The 17,499-nt window shown below is 47.5% G+C and carries 14 protein-coding genes; 7 read left to right on the forward strand and 7 right to left on the reverse strand.

The window, feature by feature from the left end; translation table 11 throughout:
• Positions 1-23 precede the first annotated feature (23 nt).
• Positions 24-959, forward strand: a complete 936-nt coding sequence (locus BCY86_RS04860; RefSeq protein ID WP_075276730.1) for a phosphatase PAP2 family protein — start codon at positions 24-26, stop codon at positions 957-959.
• Between the two features lie 2 nt (positions 960-961).
• On the opposite strand, the gene BCY86_RS04865 is transcribed toward BCY86_RS04860, so the two are convergent.
• Together BCY86_RS04865 and BCY86_RS04870 are read right to left on the reverse strand one after the other, a co-directional pair.
• Positions 962-1,936, reverse strand: a complete 975-nt coding sequence (locus tag BCY86_RS04865; protein ID WP_172824806.1) for a DNA-methyltransferase — start codon at positions 1,934-1,936, stop codon at positions 962-964.
• Positions 1,937-1,976: 40 nt separating this feature from the next.
• The gene (locus BCY86_RS04870; RefSeq protein WP_075276731.1) at positions 1,977-4,625 is read right to left on the reverse strand and encodes a 1-acyl-sn-glycerol-3-phosphate acyltransferase; all 2,649 of its coding nucleotides are present in this window, start codon (positions 4,623-4,625) and stop codon (positions 1,977-1,979) included.
• 171 nt (positions 4,626-4,796) lie between these two features.
• Here BCY86_RS04870 and BCY86_RS04875 point away from each other — a divergent pair, with 171 nt between their 5' ends.
• From BCY86_RS04875 to BCY86_RS04885, 3 genes are all read left to right on the forward strand, one after another.
• Positions 4,797-5,246, forward strand: coding sequence for a hypothetical protein (locus tag BCY86_RS04875; protein ID WP_156865086.1), 450 nt, complete (start codon positions 4,797-4,799; stop codon positions 5,244-5,246).
• 265 nt (positions 5,247-5,511) lie between these two features.
• A complete protein-coding gene (locus BCY86_RS04880) occupies positions 5,512-5,700 on the forward strand; it encodes a hypothetical protein (protein ID WP_156865087.1) in 189 nt (62 codons plus the stop codon).
• Positions 5,701-5,720: 20 nt separating this feature from the next.
• Positions 5,721-6,641: a cation diffusion facilitator family transporter gene (locus tag BCY86_RS04885; RefSeq protein WP_075276734.1), complete on the forward strand. Its 921-nt coding sequence runs from the start codon at positions 5,721-5,723 to the stop codon at positions 6,639-6,641.
• Between the two features lie 48 nt (positions 6,642-6,689).
• Here BCY86_RS04885 and BCY86_RS04890 read toward each other — a convergent pair whose 3' ends face one another.
• The 3 genes from BCY86_RS04890 to BCY86_RS04900 are packed head-to-tail and all read right to left on the reverse strand — an operon-like array spanning position 6,690 to position 9,966.
• Entirely contained in the window at positions 6,690-7,853 is a 1,164-nt protein-coding gene (locus tag BCY86_RS04890) for a lysylphosphatidylglycerol synthase transmembrane domain-containing protein (protein WP_172824807.1), read from the reverse strand.
• Positions 7,854-7,892: 39 nt separating this feature from the next.
• Complete coding sequence (locus BCY86_RS04895) at positions 7,893-9,221, reverse strand: nucleotide sugar dehydrogenase (RefSeq protein ID WP_075276736.1); 1,329 nt, start codon at positions 9,219-9,221, stop codon at positions 7,893-7,895.
• On the reverse strand, positions 9,214-9,966 hold the full coding sequence (locus BCY86_RS04900) for a tyrosine-protein phosphatase (RefSeq protein WP_075276737.1): 753 nt from the start codon (positions 9,964-9,966) through the stop codon (positions 9,214-9,216). Before BCY86_RS04900 ends, BCY86_RS04895 begins: the two co-directional genes overlap by 8 nt.
• 122 nt (positions 9,967-10,088) lie before the next feature.
• Here BCY86_RS04900 and BCY86_RS04905 point away from each other — a divergent pair, with 122 nt between their 5' ends.
• The gene (locus BCY86_RS04905) at positions 10,089-12,482 is read left to right on the forward strand and encodes a leucine--tRNA ligase (protein ID WP_075277594.1); all 2,394 of its coding nucleotides are present in this window, start codon (positions 10,089-10,091) and stop codon (positions 12,480-12,482) included.
• A 31-nt stretch (positions 12,483-12,513) separates the two neighbouring features.
• On the opposite strand, the gene lnt is transcribed toward BCY86_RS04905, so the two are convergent.
• Positions 12,514-14,103 carry an apolipoprotein N-acyltransferase gene (gene lnt / locus BCY86_RS04910; RefSeq protein WP_075276738.1) on the reverse strand — a complete coding sequence of 530 codons (1,590 nt, stop codon included), beginning with the start codon at positions 14,101-14,103 and terminating at the stop codon, positions 12,514-12,516.
• Between the two features lie 70 nt (positions 14,104-14,173).
• On the opposite strand from lnt, the gene BCY86_RS04915 reads away from it, so the two are divergent.
• Complete coding sequence (locus tag BCY86_RS04915; protein WP_075277595.1) at positions 14,174-15,319, forward strand: cysteine desulfurase family protein; 1,146 nt, start codon at positions 14,174-14,176, stop codon at positions 15,317-15,319.
• Positions 15,320-15,365: 46 nt separating this feature from the next.
• On the opposite strand, the gene BCY86_RS04920 is transcribed toward BCY86_RS04915, so the two are convergent.
• The gene (locus BCY86_RS04920; RefSeq protein WP_075276739.1) at positions 15,366-16,931 is read right to left on the reverse strand and encodes a hypothetical protein; all 1,566 of its coding nucleotides are present in this window, start codon (positions 16,929-16,931) and stop codon (positions 15,366-15,368) included.
• Positions 16,932-17,057: 126 nt separating this feature from the next.
• Between BCY86_RS04920 and ruvX the strand changes: the two genes are divergently transcribed.
• Complete coding sequence (gene ruvX, locus BCY86_RS04925; RefSeq protein ID WP_075276740.1) at positions 17,058-17,495, forward strand: Holliday junction resolvase RuvX; 438 nt, start codon at positions 17,058-17,060, stop codon at positions 17,493-17,495.
• The last annotated feature ends 4 nt before the right edge of the window (positions 17,496-17,499 follow it).

Here is a 17,499-nt window from a genome sequence, read left to right on the forward strand (position 1 = left end):
CCTAAGGAGAGCTTTGTATCCCCATGATTCGATTTCTCTGCTCACTGATTAAAAAGCGGCGATTTGAGTTTGGAATCGGAGCTCCCCCTATAGTAGCAGCGATCGCCTCATGGTTTGGATTGCATGGCTCGCCCGTGAGCATTCAGGTAGGTGGATACGGTCTGTTTGCTATCCTCAGTGGAACAGCGTGCACGCTTGCTGTGATGTTCTATGAGCACCGCGATCCACGCCTTGCTGAGATTATTCGCATAGCCACATTAGGCCTTCTGCTGAGCAACGCATATGCTATACCGATGTACTGGATTGCAGCTCATGGAGGTCCATTTGTCGATCCAATCCTTACACAGATAGACGCATCATGCGGCATCCATGTGGCTTCTTGGGTGCTCACTGTACGCTCACAACCAGCTCTTGATGTTCTCTCCACGTGGTTCTACCATTCGCTACCTTATGAGTTACTCGGAGCGCTTTTGATTCCACCGCTCTTAGGTCATGTGGAACGCGCTCGTGAATTTCTTCTCGCGCTATTGTATGCAAGCATTCTCTCCTTAGGACTCTTTGTTTGGATACAAGGAATAGGCCCATGGACAAATGGTCACTTTGAACCCACTGAGCAACAAGCTGCAACCGAGGTTTTACTCAAGGCTTTGCACAGCAAGCAACCTGTTCAGCTAGCTCTGAGCTCTCCAGGTCCCCTCATCGCTTTTCCTTCGTGGCATACTATTTTTGCTATCCTCGCAGCCTTTGCCTTCCGTTACCATCGAGGACTCAGCATTGTAACAACCCTATGGAGTGGAGCTATTATCGCGGCAACTGCTGTGTCTGGTTGGCACTATATGGTCGATGTGGCAGGTGGGATTGGTATTGCTTGGTTCGCGATTGGAGCCACACGCGCCACCTCTCGGTTGTACCCTCTCTACAGACAACTGCCTGTTCAAACAAGCGAACAGAGTGAATAGCGCTAAGGTGATTGCTGCATTGTCTGAAGCTTGAATGAAATTCCAGCATTACGCAACCGCTGACATACCGTGTCGATCGCGATTGGACTGCTGTCACATCCGACAAATGATCGTCCCAGTCTTGCTGCTACGTACAGTGTAGTCCCTGAACCACAGAAAGGATCGATGATCAAAGCCCCTTGATGAGTAGAAGCACGGATAATCCGCTCCATTAATTTTTCAGGCTTCTGCGTAGGATATCCTGTCCTCTCCCTGAAGAGGGGAGCATTCGCCACCATAGCGGGGCAATCTGTCCAGACACTTCCAATCGCGCGTCCTTCATCTGCATAATAGCGGTATCGTTTCTGTCCCACAACGCGCTCACGATAGCGACGGCCTGCTGAATCCTGAGAGGAAAAATGCATTGTTAAACTAGTCCGTGCATAAGATTCTCGCAGACAAGGATCTCGATAATTCCATATCCACGTTTTTCCTTTCCGGTAAAGAAGAAGTGTCTGATGAGTCATCGAAGGCCTAAGCACAGATCGACCTCCGTTTCCAGGGGTCCAGATTACCTCTCCTAGAAAATGAGTCCTTCCAAAAATGTGATCGCAGAGCAGCTTTGCTTCATGAATCGCACGGTAATCCAGATGGAGCCAAAGTGTCCCCTCCGATGAAAGAATCTCTCGAGCAACAATGATGCGAGGCTTCATCCATTCCAAATAGGACTCAATCGAAGGCCAGCAATCTGCAAATGCAAAGGACGCGAAAGAGGATACATCCTTTTCTTTATCCCTTTTTTTTCTCCGCACCCGAAAACGGATCCCTACAGAAAAGGGGGGGTCCAGATAAGCTAAATCCGCTCGTCTAGGAGCAATCCACCGATCCAGATGGAGTGCATCGCCATGGATTACTTGACGAGGAAGCCTCTCTGATTGCTTCATCGAACAGGGGCCATCGCCACCCATCTCATCTTTCTCACCTTTCAACAGAGCCATCCTGCTAAGCAAGTCTATCCGCAAAATCGAATTATAAATATCAATGTTCTCCTTCCTTACCCATTTCAAAAGAGGCAATTCGTTGTTCCACCGTTCGAATTGTTTCCAAGGAGGCATATGATTGAGCGAGCGTCAGATCGTCTTTATCACGGACGATGTACCCTTCATCCAAGAAAGCTGAATATGCATTCTCAAAGATAGAGCGGTGAATGGCTTCGCGGTATGTAATTTCTCCAGCGTGAAACATCTTCTCACCGATGCTGATAGCCCGCTTTACCAATTCTTGTGAAGTGAGCGGAGTGCGGAGAAGAAAAGTCAAGCTGCGCGCAGCGACACGATATCCTTCCAGAAAGTTAAGGATCAATTTAGTATACATCACAAGTTTCTCTCGCGCGTCAGAAGAGGCTAACCATAAGCTCCCTTCTTTTTCACGAAGATTCCCCTCACGAATAAAGTGATCTTTTTCTCGTACGATAAGTGCTTCATAAGAAATCCCACGGGAAGGCTGAAATTCATAGTTGAATAAATGCAAGAGGCTCTGCACTCGCTCACTTACTACATCGACTTCCATTTTCTGATCGGATTGAGGCGCGGTTAAAAGCGCAGTCGCAAAGAGCGCTCGTGGGATAAAGAAATGAAGAATAAAATTTTTCGATAAATCCAGTGCGATTCGAGCTGTCGAAGGAACGATATAGACCGGGCCTTGCGATGAGAGAGAAGCGTTTGAAGGAGAAGAAGAAGCGCGATCCAATTCGAGATGACCTGCGCGAATAAAAAGATCACAAGCTTCCTGGATAGCACTGGAACGGATCGTACGAAAGCCTTCTTCATAGACAAGATTAGGGGAGAAGCGTGATCCTAAATCCTGAAGGACCTCTCCAAAGAATTCACAGCGAGATAGGATGGATTGATGCGTGACAATCCCTTTGCTATCCAACAGAAGAGAAATAGCAACAAGTGCTGCTGGCGTTACAGCAGTGACCCGATTGATTTCGTCCATCACCCGGTAGGAAAGCCTGTTGACGATTGCTCGTCGACGTGTGGGGGTCATTTCCATTAGGGAAGGAGATGCTCCATTGGGATCAATTTCTTTTGAAATGCAATCCAGCGTGAGCACTTCACCAAATTGTACATTGATCTTCCCATACCTTCGGAGCAGAAGATTTAGCGACGTGAGAATGCCGTGAATGGATTCTTTGGTCTTATCTCCACCCAGAATCTCATGAATAAAGGAACGCTCTTCGACCAGACGTTCATAACCGATCGAAATGGGACAAAAGTAAACAGATTGGGGTCGCGAAGCGAGAACAGCATCGACCACCATCGACAGGAGTCCTACTTTTGCTGGAAGCAGCTTACCTGTACGAGAGCGTCCCCCCTCTAAAAAGAAAGCCAACGACCATCCATCTTTAATAACACGTCTGATGTAAGCATCCACAACAGCGTGATATAATCGATCGCCACGGAAGGATCGCCTGATAAAAAAGGCCCCCGCACGGCGGAAAATAGAGCCCAGTGGGAAAAAGCGAAGGTTATCTCCAGAAGCGATAAGCGGGAGTGGAAGATGATTTTGATAAAAGATGTACATCAAAATAAAATAATCAAAATGAGACTTATGGCTTGGAAGCACAACAAGAGCTCCTTCTCTTGTCGCTTGACGGATTCGTTCGATCCCCTCTCGATCCACTTCAAGATTTGAATACATATGAAATCCAATATGTTCAAATATATCTCGAAGGACAGAGATCAAATGAATGTTTGGAGTTGCTTCCATTCCGCGCAGAATTGAACGGACACGCCCGATCATAACCCTTCTCGGTTCTTCTCCTCCTCCTGCCATATCGCGTATAATTTTTTGAAGCTTAGGACTTCGGATCACTTCCTCGTGGAGCCGATCTTGAGGCTTTTGCATAGGTCCAATGACCGCTTTACGTTCTCTCTCAAGACGCCTCAAAAGAGAATATGTGATCCTTCGGATTAACACCTCATCCGCAATGGATCGATCCTGAAGACCTCCCCCTTCTTGGGCGAGGAAAGCTTGAATATCGATAGGTTCACCAGCTCGAAGAACCACATCCCGATGGCGATAGTTGTACAGAAATTGCGCAACGGTGCGAATATTCCCAGGCCATTCACGCGTCCCTAACAAAGCGTCAAGCAGATTGAGCTGGCTTTTGTCATGATGCTTAGACCATATAAAGACTTGGGGGATCAGCAAGATAGGTCGGCTTATCGATCGCTGAGTTTCGAGAATAGTGTGAAGATAGAGATCCCCCTCTGTCTTGCCTCGCGATTTGGATTCAAGAAGATAAGCAGGACGTTTTAGGAAAAGGGCAGCTGAGCTCCCCATCTCAAGGGTTTGACGAAGGTCTCGAACATCATCCGCTGGAGTGCGAGACCGAAGTGCCAACAACCACCCTCGCCCCATCGGTTCGAGAAGCCACAAGCCTAAATCATTAGCAAACCGGACTTGAGGAAGCTGTAATTTTTTCGTCAGATAATCGAGCGCGAGAAAGTCAATCACCGATAGATTACGAAGCGTGTACACCACAGTCCCTCGCGCCTCTGCAGCTCGCACCGCATAAACCCACCCTTCATCCACAGAAATATGATCGAAAAAATGACGATATAACCAGCTGAGGAAAGGGTTTGGTTGATAGGAAATGAGAGGACGATGCTGAGTTACCATGGCACTTTAAATAGAACAGTAGAGGCCATTGGTAAAACGATACTTTGAAGGATTCTACAGGAGGTTAACCACAAATGAGAAAAGGGTGCGCTAGTATAAAAAAGAAAAAGCATGGTAACATGCATGGAAAACAAGAAAAAGGGTTCTTCTTTAAACGAATTGAGCAAAAGCATGACATGGAGAAATCAAAAAAAGACAATGGGCGATAAGCTTCGCCGATTCGTAGGGATTTCTTTGATAACATGTCACTTTTCGCATACTTCAAACGCCTTCGCTCAGCCTCCATCAGCCCCTGCTGCAGGTTTGCTTCCTCCGGTTGCCCCGTCATCATTCCCCTCTTCCCCTGAAAATGGAAAAAAAGAGGATAAACAACTTCTCTCCGATGCTAAAGAAAAGTTACTTCCCATTCCTCTCCCAACACATACCTCCGATTCGCCATCTGTACCTTTGAATCCTACCGCTAATCCCTCTCTTAAACCTTCTTCACAGAATCTTTCACCCAATTATTCACCCGCCCACATTGCGTGTGGATTTGCAGTCTTAGGAAGCATAGGTACCATTTCTGGGATTAAAGCAACTGGAAAGCAAAAAGAATTCAACCTTAACCCTCAATTATTGTAAAGCGAGGTGAAGCGGATGCAGTGATTGCTGATATGGTTTTTGGAATCGCCTTTACCCTCGCTATCATTACGGTGACTCTTCTGCTTCCCTCTCATAATCCCCTTCCTCACTCTATCCCCCCACAGCCTTATTGCGCACAGAGAAGTCCTCATTCTCATCCTTTCCATTCTGAACTGACTAGTGCAAAGGCCCTATGATACTGTCAATTCCTAGTCTCCAAGCAACAAAATAGTGGGTTTACTTTTCTTAGCTTATGATTTTGATTTTGCTGAACAATTGTGAACTCACTCTCGAATTCGATCGATCGAAGATAGAGGGAGGCACAGAGACAAGAGGTCAAGCGAGTCATGAAACATTGGATGCATCTCATCAACAAGACAGAACTGAAGCGGACGGAACAGCCAATCAAGAAGATCCTGCAAATACTGGAATCATTGAGGCAAATGCTTTCTAAATTAGAACACTGAGGATGAAATGGAACATCATCATCACCACAGTGAAGTAACGGAAGGAATTAAAAAAGGGCAAGCCTTCGCTATCGGAATTGCTCTCAACACTTTATTTATCGGGATCGAGTTTACCTACGGGCTCATCTCTCGATCAGTTTCTCTGGTGGCAGATGCAGCCCATAATTTAGGAGACGTACTCGGTTTAGCACTCGCATGGGGGGCAACCGTATTAGCGCGCCAAAAACCGTCCCACCGACGGACCTACGGGTTTCAAAAGACAACCATTATCGCTGCCTTAGTCAATGCACTGCTGATCCTTGTAGCAACAGGAGGTGTTGCCTGGGAGGCAATTAAGCGCTTACTCGCTCCACGTTCTGTTCAGGGAGAGATTGTCACAGAAATTGCGTTGCTAGGTGTGATTATCAATGGAGGGACAGCACTTTTATTCCTACAAGGCAAAAAAAGAGATGCCAACATGCGGGGGGTATTCTTACATTTAATGGCAGATACAGGGATATCTTTAGGGGTCATGATGGGAGGACTGCTGATTTCCAAAACAGGGTGGTTATGGATTGATCCAGTTGTGAGTTTAGGCGTTTCTGTTGCAATCTGGGTTAGTACATGGTCTCTCTTGAGAGAAGCGATCGATCTGTCATTGGATGCAGTACCTGGTCATATCGATTTTAAAAAAGTCCAGCATTACCTCACCTCTCTTCCCGGAGTGTGTGATGTGCACGATCTCCACATTTGGTCTATGAGCACCACAGAGGTGGCACTCACCGCGCATTTGGTGATGTGTTCTATAGAGGATCCTAGATTTTTAGCTAAGGTCTCCTCGTCGCTGCATGATCGTTTTTCAATTGAGCACACCACCCTCCAGGTTGAATCGGTTGATTCCCCAACCCCTTGCATCTTTTCGTGTCATTCTCTTGCACGATTTAACTAAACCATGCGAACAGTCAATGCTTAGAATGATGCCGCTAAAGTCATCGCTTCAAATCGCCAGATAGGAATTTCTCCTCAGAAGGCAAATTGTAGCAGCAACAATCTGCCATCCCACTTGGGTTGCATAAAGGAGGAATACATATGCAGCACCCGCTTGCGTGATCATCGAAACGGGGAAGTACATTGTCATGCCTGCATAGATCCCAGCTTGAAAAACTCCAAGCAATCCCGGTGGCCCTGGGATCAACACAGTAACGCCGAGCATTCCCATCAAAGCGCAAGATTCTCCGAACATGATCGGGGTACCATCTTCATGCATAATGCCACAACCCCATCCCAACAGCCACATGCCAAGGGCATTCAACCCCCAATAACATGTGGTTTCGAGTAAGAAAGGGAGAACATCCTCGACACGTCGGAAGCAATGAAGACCACTAGCCAATTTTGCAGCTACACCGCTGATTTTGTGACCAAGCGTCGGAGAAAGCCAACTGAACACGCGGTGTGTTGTCGATTGAGCCCACTCATTTAAAAAGTAGAAGACAGCCAATGCCGTAAAAGCAACCGCAAAGATAGCCAGCATCAGAAAGCCAGATTCCCGAACATAGGCTACCGAAACAGGGAAACCGACAACATGTTCAGGAAGCGGATGTAACGTCGGTACAAGAAGAAGGGCTACCGCTAAAACAAGGCTTAGACAGAGTCCATCCGCAATTCTCTCCGCAAGCACCGTGGCTGTAGCTGCTGTGATAGAAACATTCCCTTTTGAACGAATCAGCAGGGGTCGAACCATTTCTCCGATGCGAAAGGGGAAGAGGATTGTTGCTGCAAACCCAATATAAGAGACCGACAGAATCCGTCGTAGGGGAAGGTGAACCAATGGACGCAACAAGTAGCGCCATCGAATCGCCCGAAAATAGTTCATCACTGTAAGAAGAGCTAGGTAAGCGATAAGAGTCCACCACCGAACTTGATGAAAACAAGAAGGATCGGGCCATATCTGAAATCCCCCCTTTTGAAGCACATAAACAAGACAAATGGTGAGAAATCCAGAGAGAATCAACTTGTGATAATGGCGCTTTAGAAACGAAAGATTCTGGATTGTTTGAACATTCTCATCATTAAGCGAAGAATCAGAGCACACTTCTCCTTGTTGGAGAGACGAATGGGATGGGAGTTCAGACTCATAGGTCATGTTAGTTCGACTTAACACAAAACCGTCTTTTTGTGCTATCTCCTTTAAGAACATAGATTAGGCTGACGTACCTTCCCCCAAACAGATGATTCTTCCTCGACTTTGATTCCGGTAAGGTCTGGTGGCATCCCGCGTATCAACGATAAGCTTTGCTTCCTTCACCATACGCTCCAGTGCCAAACGGGTATGATTCGTAACGATAATCACCATGTCGTACTCACCAAAGTTTGTTTCCGGATCGACACTCTTCATGTTAAGCCCCTCTTCATTAAAAGAGGGGACTTCTGGATCAAGATACCTCACGCGGGCCCCCTTTTGCTTGAGGGTATGAATGATCTCTAATGCAGGAGACTCACGGACATCACCGATATCAGCTTTGTAAGCTACTCCAGCCACCAGAATGGAGGCACTATGAACCGATTTTTTCTCTTGATTAAGACCATCTACAACCAATTGGATCACATGGTGAGGCATAGCGCCATTCACAGAATCAGCTAACTCAATGAAATGAGTTTTTCTGCGGAGAGTACGCATCTTCCAGTTTAAATACAGAGGATCGATCGGGATACAATGTCCTCCCAACCCTGGACCCGGATAAAAGGGCATATACCCAAATGGTTTCGTCGAAGCTGCACGGATGATTTCCCATATATCGAGGTTAAGGCTTTCGCACAAGAGAGCAAACTCGTTAACCAGACCAATGTTGACAGCACGAAACGTATTTTCAACAATTTTGATCATTTCTGCAGCATCAGGACTGGATACTGGCACAATAGTATCAATTGCGTGGGAATAAAGAGCCTGAGCAAGCGTCATACACGCAGGAGTAACCGCTCCGATCACTTTTGGCGTATTCGCTATTTTGAAACGGGAATTGCCAGGATCAACACGCTCGGGAGAAAAAGCAATAAACAGATCTTGACCAACGGTATATTTCCCATTCTGGATCAGCTTATGGACGAGATGCTCACGTGTCGTCCCCGGGTAACTGGTCGATTCCAATACAACCAACATTCCCGCCTGCTGAAATGGGAGAATAGCTTCCACTGCCTGGTCTAAATGACTTAGATCAGGATCTTTATTCTTCTTAAGAGGAGTAGGGATACAAAGGATAATACAGTCTGCTGTTCCCAATACTTCTTCTGAAGTCGATGCACCCAATAATCCTTTCTCTCGAACTGTCTGAATATCCTGAGTGCATACATCTTCAATGTACGAATGACCTTCCTGAATAGCTTCCATTTTGTGAGCGTCGTGATCCAAGATGGTCACCCGAAATCCGGCCAAGGCAAACCCTACAGCAAGAGGCAATCCCACATAGCCCCCTCCTACAATAACGAGATGAATTTTTTTTTGATGAATCTTATGAAGAAGCGAGTTAAGCATGATGGAGATCCTGATCGTCGGAGGAGAAAGACAATCCTAAAATAGAAGAAGGACCACGAATCAACAGCTCTTCCATCCTTCGAGCACCTACGATGGATTCAAGTTTCTCAAGCGAGCAAGCTACTTGCTCAACATCAGAAGGCCGATGTGCATCGGAACAAGCAGCATGGTAGGCTCCTTTCTTAAGCAATCGCTCTGCAGAACGCTGAGCAAAGCGACCATACTTACCACTTAATGCACACACATCTAATAATAAAAAAGCTCCTGCTTGCAAAAAGACGTCCAAACACTCAAGATTCTGCCAAACAGGGGTATAGCGCTCCGGATGAGCAATCACAGGGAGAATCCCTCCCCTTCTGAGATCAAAGAGTCTATAAGAAAGCGAAGCAGGTAAAAAATCAGGATAAAATTCAATAAGTGCAGCCTGATTTCCTGGATAGGGGAGCCCCTTTCCATCCATTAACCGACGGAACACCACATCATCAAAAAAATGCTCGCTAGCTAGGAATAGCGTTGGGCAGGGGTTTAGTTCTGCTTTTAAGGCATGAACGGCCTCTTCAAAAACAAGCCGTAAACGAGATGGAGAGGAGTCAAACAGAGGAGGACGAATATGAGGAGTGGCAACAATTGTGCCAAACCCAAGCCGGCTCAATCCTTGTAGAAGAGCTATACTTTCCTCCAGCGAGCGGCTCCCATCATCCACTTGAGGCAGCCAGTGACAATGTAAGTCAATCCATCCCTTCATATCATGCGAAAAACAGAGAATCCAATTAACAGAAAAGAAAGAACCTAGTAATTCAATTTGAAAAAAGCCATTGTAAAGAAATCACTTTGATTAAGTAAATTCATTGCACCTCATTGGTCAACATGTCCTATTCATCTTCCGATCCTACTTTATCCCCTTATCTCCCTTCCATCATCGAGCCTAAGTGGCAGCAATATTGGGAAACACACCAGACTTTTAAAGCAAAAAGGCGACCTAATAAGCCAAAGTTTTATGTTTTGGACATGTTCCCCTATCCGTCAGGGACGGGATTGCACGTAGGGCATCCAGAAGGGTATACGGCCAGCGATATCCTAGCCCGCTACAGAAGAATGTGTGATGTTGATGTACTCCATCCGATGGGATGGGACGCCTTCGGCTTGCCCGCAGAACAATACGCAATCCAGACAGGGACTCATCCTAAAGAGACCACTCAAAAAAATATTCAGGTATTTAAAAGGCAGCTGAAAAGTTTAGGGCTTAGCTTCGATTGGAGTCGAGAAGTCAATACCACAGAAGCTGAATATGTACGCTGGACGCAATGGATCTTCCTTCAGCTCGTCAAGCGTGGGCTGGCCTATCAAGACCAAGTGCCAGTGAATTGGTGCCCTGCTTTAGGGACTGTCCTCGCTAACGAAGAAGTTATTCAAGGTCGCAGCGAGCGAGGGGGTCATCCTGTCGAATCGATCAAGCTCCGTCAGTGGATGCTTCGTATTACTGCCTATGCCGATCAACTCGATGAAGCCCTGGACGCACTGGATTGGCCTGATACCAAATTGAAGCAGAGACACTGGATTGGACGCAGCCAAGGAGTCACAATCACCTTTCAGGTAGAAGGCTATCCAATGCCTCTCACCGTTTTTACTACCCGTCCTGAGACGTTACCGGGAGTAACCTATCTCGCGATTGCTCCAGACCACCCTTTTGCTTCTACTCTAGCAGGCGCATTCGCTATCCATCCTCTGGATGGAGCTCGTATCCCTATTACCGTGGCTGACTATGTAATCGGTTCTTACGGGAGCGGAGCTGTCATGGGAGTCCCTGCCCATGATGAGCGGGATCACGCTTTCGCACAAAAGCATGGGTGGCCAATACGTCAAGTCATCGCTCCGCTTACAGGAGAATCGGTTGATGTTTTTCAAGCACCGTTCTGTGAGGGCGGAGTTGTTTACCATTTCCCACCCCAACTTGAGAAACTGAATGGAATTCCAGTCCTTCAAGCACGTGAGCAGATTACCCAGTGGCTCATCAACCATGGTTTTGGAAAGCAATACACCTCTTATCGGATGCGGGATTGGATCTTTTCACGACAACGATATTGGGGAGAACCTATTCCTATTTACTTTCCCGTCACATGTGACGGAGATCCACGTCAAGAGGGGAACGAGTACCGCATCGATTTCAACATTCCAATCCCCGTTCAAAAAGAAGATCTACCTGTCTTACTTCCTGATTTAGATGACTTCCGTCCAAGCCGTGATCCTGCAGGCCCTTTAGCTCGAGCGCTAAACTGGAGATTTTTTCAAAAAGACGGTGCTTGGTTTGCGAGGGAGACGAATACCATGCCCCAATGGGCTGGTTCTTGTTGGTATTACCTCCGTTTTCTCGATCCTTCTAACCGACACAAGCCTTTTGATCAACAAGCTTACGACGCGTGGATGCCAGTGGATCTCTATATTGGAGGTTCTGAGCACGCGGTTCTACATCTTTTGTACGCTAGGTTCTGGCACAAAGTTTTATACGACATAGGCCTGGTACACCATCCAGAGCCCTTTCTCAAGTTGGTCCATCAAGGGACTATCCTCGGAGAAAATGGCGAAAAAATGAGCAAATCTAGAGGGAATGTTATTAACCCTGACGATATTATCGCAGCGTACGGAGCGGACACCCTCCGAATGCATGAAATGTTCATGGGGCCCTTAGAACAAGTAAAGCCGTGGCAAACAGGAAGTATCGAAGGGATCCGCCGTTTCCTAGAAAGAATTTGGACAGTCTGTACAGGTCCCCTATCCGATGATCCTATCCACCAACATCAAGCACTGGAAAAACAGATCCATAAAACAATCCACAAGGTGACCCATGATCTTGAGGCCTTGCGATTTAACACCGCTATCAGTGCATTGATGATCCTAGTAAAGTCCATCTACCATCTGCCTACTGTCCCCAAAGAAGCAGCGAGAATTCTCACTCTCCTGATTTCTCCATTTGCACCGCACCTTGGAGAAGAACTTTGGGAACGTCTAGGCGGAACCACCACCTTATCCTATGAGCCTTGGCCAACGTATGATCCAGCTCTTATCCAAGAGGATACCCTTTCGATTGGAGTTCAGATCAATGGCCGCCTGCGAGGATCGATTCAGATCCCCGTTTCCGCCAGTGAAGAGGAGGCTAGAGAGATGGCACTCTTAGAACCCAAAATACGTGGCTATGTGGAAGGGAAATCGATTCAAAGGCTCGTATATATCCCAGGGAAGATCATCAACCTGATTGTCCCTTAACAGCATTCAATCTCGTCTCTCTCTTGGACTACTAGGGAAAACGAGGCAAAGGGCCCCTACGTTTCCACAAGACAGCTGCTAGAGTCAGGACAGAAATCATATACCACGGGACGTCTCCCAGTCGCTCATAAAGAGTCGACATCGAGAACCAATGCACTGTTGCTTTGATAGAATTAGGTTCAAATGGTTGACTGAAAGCGATAAGACGACCCACAGGATCGACCACACTAGTGATCCCACTGTTAGTGCCACGAAGAAGATAGCGCCGATGTTCTACTGACCGAAATTGTGCAAGGGCAAGATGCTCCCATGGCGCTACCGTATTGCCAAACCAAATGTCATTGGTAAGATTGACCAGTAATTCTGGATGGGCGTGACGTACCAACCGATTCGCAAAGGAAGGAACGATATCTTCATAGCAGAGCAGAGGAGTGATTGCATGCGTCTTGCCATGGGTTTCCAGCAGAAGAGGTTCTTGAGAAATTCCAGGAGTGAATCGATCTGTATTAGGGGACCACTGATATAAAACAGGGAACAGATCTCCAAAGGGGATATATTCACCAAACATAAGCAGTTTTTGTTTGTCATAACGCCCTCGTATAATCCCTTGCTGATCCGCAATAAGGACACTATTAAACCATTGCGCATCATCGCGAGAGGCCCCTTTCCGCACGAGAACAACCCCAAAAATAAGGGGTACATGAATGTCTAGAAAGATATATCTTTCCAACAATGAAAACGCACCTGACTCAACCAAAGGGGGGATTGCCCAAGCCTCACTCCACACAACAAGATCTACTTTCTCCTCACGTAGCTGTTCCGTCATTCGCTGATGACGCTGCAGGTTTTCATTGGCCTCTGTGTGTCTCTCAAAAAAACCCACGTTGGCTTGCACAAGACCCACTTGAAGAGGTTCAGCGTCTTGCAATTTTCGTTCGATCGTGTGAATACGAGCCCATCCAAATCCAAGAGCAGCAACCACAACGGCGGAACAGGCCCCTATCAAACAGAAAGAGGGGGAACGCTTATCCACAAGTGAAAGGAAACATTCAGCTATCCCGATATTCACAAAAACAAGCACACAGCCAACAAGGATAGGTCCCCCTAGTTCAGCAGTTTGCATTAAAATGGGCTGGGTATGTGTAACGGCTCCAAAATAGTATGGAAATAAAAGAGGATAGCACTGCTCCGTGATAACAAAAGCCCCCATCCACGCAAGCGCAGGCGCATACTTCTGTTCCTGGAGGCGCTGGCAAAACCAGGCCATCACAGCATGTCGACCCCCTTGAAACACGCACACGATCACCATTAATACGGCACACAGAAAAGGAGGAAATGGAGTGAATTCCCGTAAGCAATGAAAAATCCAGTAAAAGCCGGCAATGTTTACAACGGTTCCTCCCCACAGTCCTATCCAAAAAGCAGAACGGGTGGATTGACGGTAAATAGCCAACCAGAAAGGGACGAAAGCAACTGCCGCAAATAGCCAGAACCCCAATTTGGCCCATACGAAAGCCAACCAATGAAAGAGGACATAGAATAAAATCGTCCCCAATGCATACAGAGGAGGGAGAGGAAAGAAAGAAGTAAAACGATTTGCTTCCGAACAATTGGGCGCCATGAGACAAAAGTAGTCGAATATGAACCAAAAATCACCACAACCCTTACAGTTTTCTAATTCTCCGCAATGGATGAAAACATCTTACCGACTCGCTGCTCCTATTTACCTCGATTGGAATGCGACTGCCCCTTTGCTACCCGAAGCAGTAGAAGCAATGATACACGCAGCTCAGGTTGGTTGGGCAAACCCTTCCAGCGTACATGCCTTTGGGCGAGCTGCAAGGGGGATGGTTGAGCAAGCCCGCGTCGCCGTAGCGGAGTTGACTGGCGCAGATCCGCGCGATATCATTTTTACTTCAGGTGGAACTGAAGCGAATAACCTCGCTCTCCGTTCTCTGTTTACACAAGAGAATCAGGGGATTCTTGCGCTCAGCCGGCTCGAGCATCCTTCTGTTCTCCGAGTCGCAGAGCAGCTTGAACGAGAACGAAAAGCGCGACTGCGTTGGCTGAAGATCCGCCCAACGGGGGAAATCGATCTATCCGATTTGGCTCATGCTCTTAAGCAGCAGTCGATTCGGATGGTTACTCTTCAAGCGATTAATCACGAAACGGGGGTGATTCAACCGATCGAAGAAGCGCTCCAACTGATCCAAAACCATCCTCATACCCACCTGCACTGTGATGCGATCCAAGCTTTTGGAAAATACCATAAGCCTGCCCTCGGAGCAGACTCTCGCAGCATCGCCTCGCATAAAATAAGAGGTCCTAAAGGAATCGGAGCGCTGATTTTAAAGCCAGGAATATCGATCTCCCCCCTCCTTTTGGGAGGTTCTCAGGAGAGAGGCATGAGACCAGGAACGCTCGATCCGGTCGCCGCAGCTGGATTCGCTGCAGCTGCTCGCTATGCACTAGGCCTTCCTGAGCGGTATGCCCGTCTATCACAGCTCCGCGATCAATTGGAAAGAGAGCTGCTCGCGATAGCAGTAGATGCTCGCGTCAACGGAAAAACAGGACCAAGAGCTCCACACATCACCAGCATTACCTGGCCTCATTGGAAAGGAGATGAACTCGCAGCTGCTCTCGACCTCGAAGGAATATGCATCTCCAGCGGAAGCGCATGCAGTGCAGGGACAATCGATCCATCTCCAGTGATAGAAGCCATGTACGACCGTGAACGCGCTCTTGCCAGCACACGTATCTCTCTAGGAGACACAACCACGGCGCGCGAGATCCAAGAAGTACTTCAAGGATTTCGTCGAGTTCTAACTCGCAGATAAGCTGCTTCTCCTCTTCCTTTCCAAACGCTCAAGAGCAACATTCCATCTACTCCTTTCCTGAAATGCGGAACGGAACCCAAAATGCCTTAAGGTACTCCCTCTGTGTACTCTTCTGATATCCCACAAGTCCAAAGAGCATGTTCCACCAATGCCCTTGAGGGGACGCACCGCATGAGAACAAGGGAAGGAAATGAAACTGCCAATCCAATCCCCCCGACACCCGTTTTTGAAGATAAAGCGTATTCAACACGACCTGCGTAACAGATTGGGAAGAGACGCTTTCGAATCTCCAGAGCCCAGGAAATCCTATGGTTGTTCGCCCTTTCGCACTTGCATAATCCCAAAAGAGAGGGACTACTACTGTATGGGAAGCGGCTATCCCCCGACGTACATAAAGGAGAGGGTAGAGATTGGCTTCCCACCCTTCGCGATCGCGACCCACAATCCACGTAGGCAAGAACCACCACCGCTGATAGATGCCATAGCTTTCGAATCGGCCCACAAGAGGAGTGAGAAAATCTCGCCCTGTAGGGCTTGAGGAAGCATAAAAAAGAGGGAAAAATCCATAAGAACGACTCGCTAAATCCGTATCGTGATGGCTCCAGTAGAGCGGTAGAATAGGCCCCATGGCAGTCAACACAGCAGATTGTCCACGAGTGTATGCGCGGGAATAAAAAGGGGTGATCAGCGTATCTGATGTAGGGGTTTTATGTCTGAGGTATCCAGGTAACACTAGCAAAGACTCCCTCTCTGTATGGCCAGTATGAAACAAGGGGAGAAGCGTAGTGTGCGTTTCCCGTTCCCCTCCTGTCTTTGGATTCCCATGAATATGAAAAAAGAGTGGCACAACATGAAAATAAGAGCGATTAGGGGTAGATTTCATAATGATCGGGCCAGCCACAGTGAGCGAGCTCGATTCTAGGGCATCGAATTGGGAATAAAAAAGTAAGGGAGGAATAGCAAGATAGCGCTTCTTTTCTTCCTCTAAAGCCCCTTTCTCCCCCCACATATAAAAGGGAAAAAGACCGCTCGAAATATCCTGCTTCTGCCTCGATCTGAAATAGAGAATACTCCACGTGAAGGCAGACGACGTATCCCAATAGGAGAATGTTAAAAAGGGTGGGATACCGAAATATCCACCCTCTTTTCGACTCCCCGTGAAAAGAAGCGGGACAAGCCATCGATCGGCCGCATCGGGTACATAACGAGAAACCCAAGGGCCCACGACAAGGGTATGGTTTTCTTGTTCTCGCATCTTCCAAAATAAAGGGAAAAACACATCCGCATCGTGTGAAACAGAGCGCCGGCGATAGTACAACAAGCAATAAAGAGATTGCTCATCGAATGGAAATAACTTTTCATTGGCATCCCATGCGCGACGCTGATATCCAACATAAAAAGGGGGGAAAAAAGACGTCCGGGGTTTATCCATTTTGAACGGCTCCGGTTCTTGATCGCTTCCGATTTGCGCTGCAATTGCAGGGGAGATTGCAAGAGGATCAGGGGCACCAGAGGAGTCGGTGGAAAAGGGCTCTTGTCCCTGTGCTTCGACACACAAAGGTAGCAAAAACAACGACAAACTGAGAAATACAATGGTATAAAAGGAATTCACTAGTTTCTATTCACAACCGACTGTTGATATCTCTATTAAGCAGTTTTATCCTCTTGATAAGGGGCCTAGGTCAAGTGATTCGAAACGAAACACAAGAATAGCTGATTTGACAGCAAGGTGGCATTCATGAAGGGTAGAACGTGCGCTCTCGACATAAGCCGCACGCGTGTTGGTGTAGCCGTAGACGACGAGCTGCGTCTATTCGCTCATCCTCGCGGTACGCTCAATGGACGTAATCAGACGCTGCTGCTCCGCCAACTTCAAGAGCTAGTCACACGGGAAGGGATCACACGCTTCGTGATCGGTCTACCACTTGATATGCACGGAGGGGAAGGGGACACCGCTCGTTGGGTTCGAAGATTAGCCCAGGCAATTCAACATGCAACCTCCACAGAAGTGGTACTATGGGATGAGCGGTGGACAACAGTAGAAGCCAAACGACGAATGCAACAAACAGAGACCCCTAAGCGTCAACACCACGCGCACACTTCTATCGACGAAGTGGCAGCAGTCATTATCCTTGAGGCTTGGCTCGAAGCGAACAAAGCTGTAGAGCAACTCTGATTTT

Origin of the sequence: Pajaroellobacter abortibovis, assembly GCF_001931505.1 — a bacterium.
Classification (GTDB): domain Bacteria; phylum Myxococcota_A; class Polyangia; order Polyangiales; family Polyangiaceae; genus Pajaroellobacter; species Pajaroellobacter abortibovis.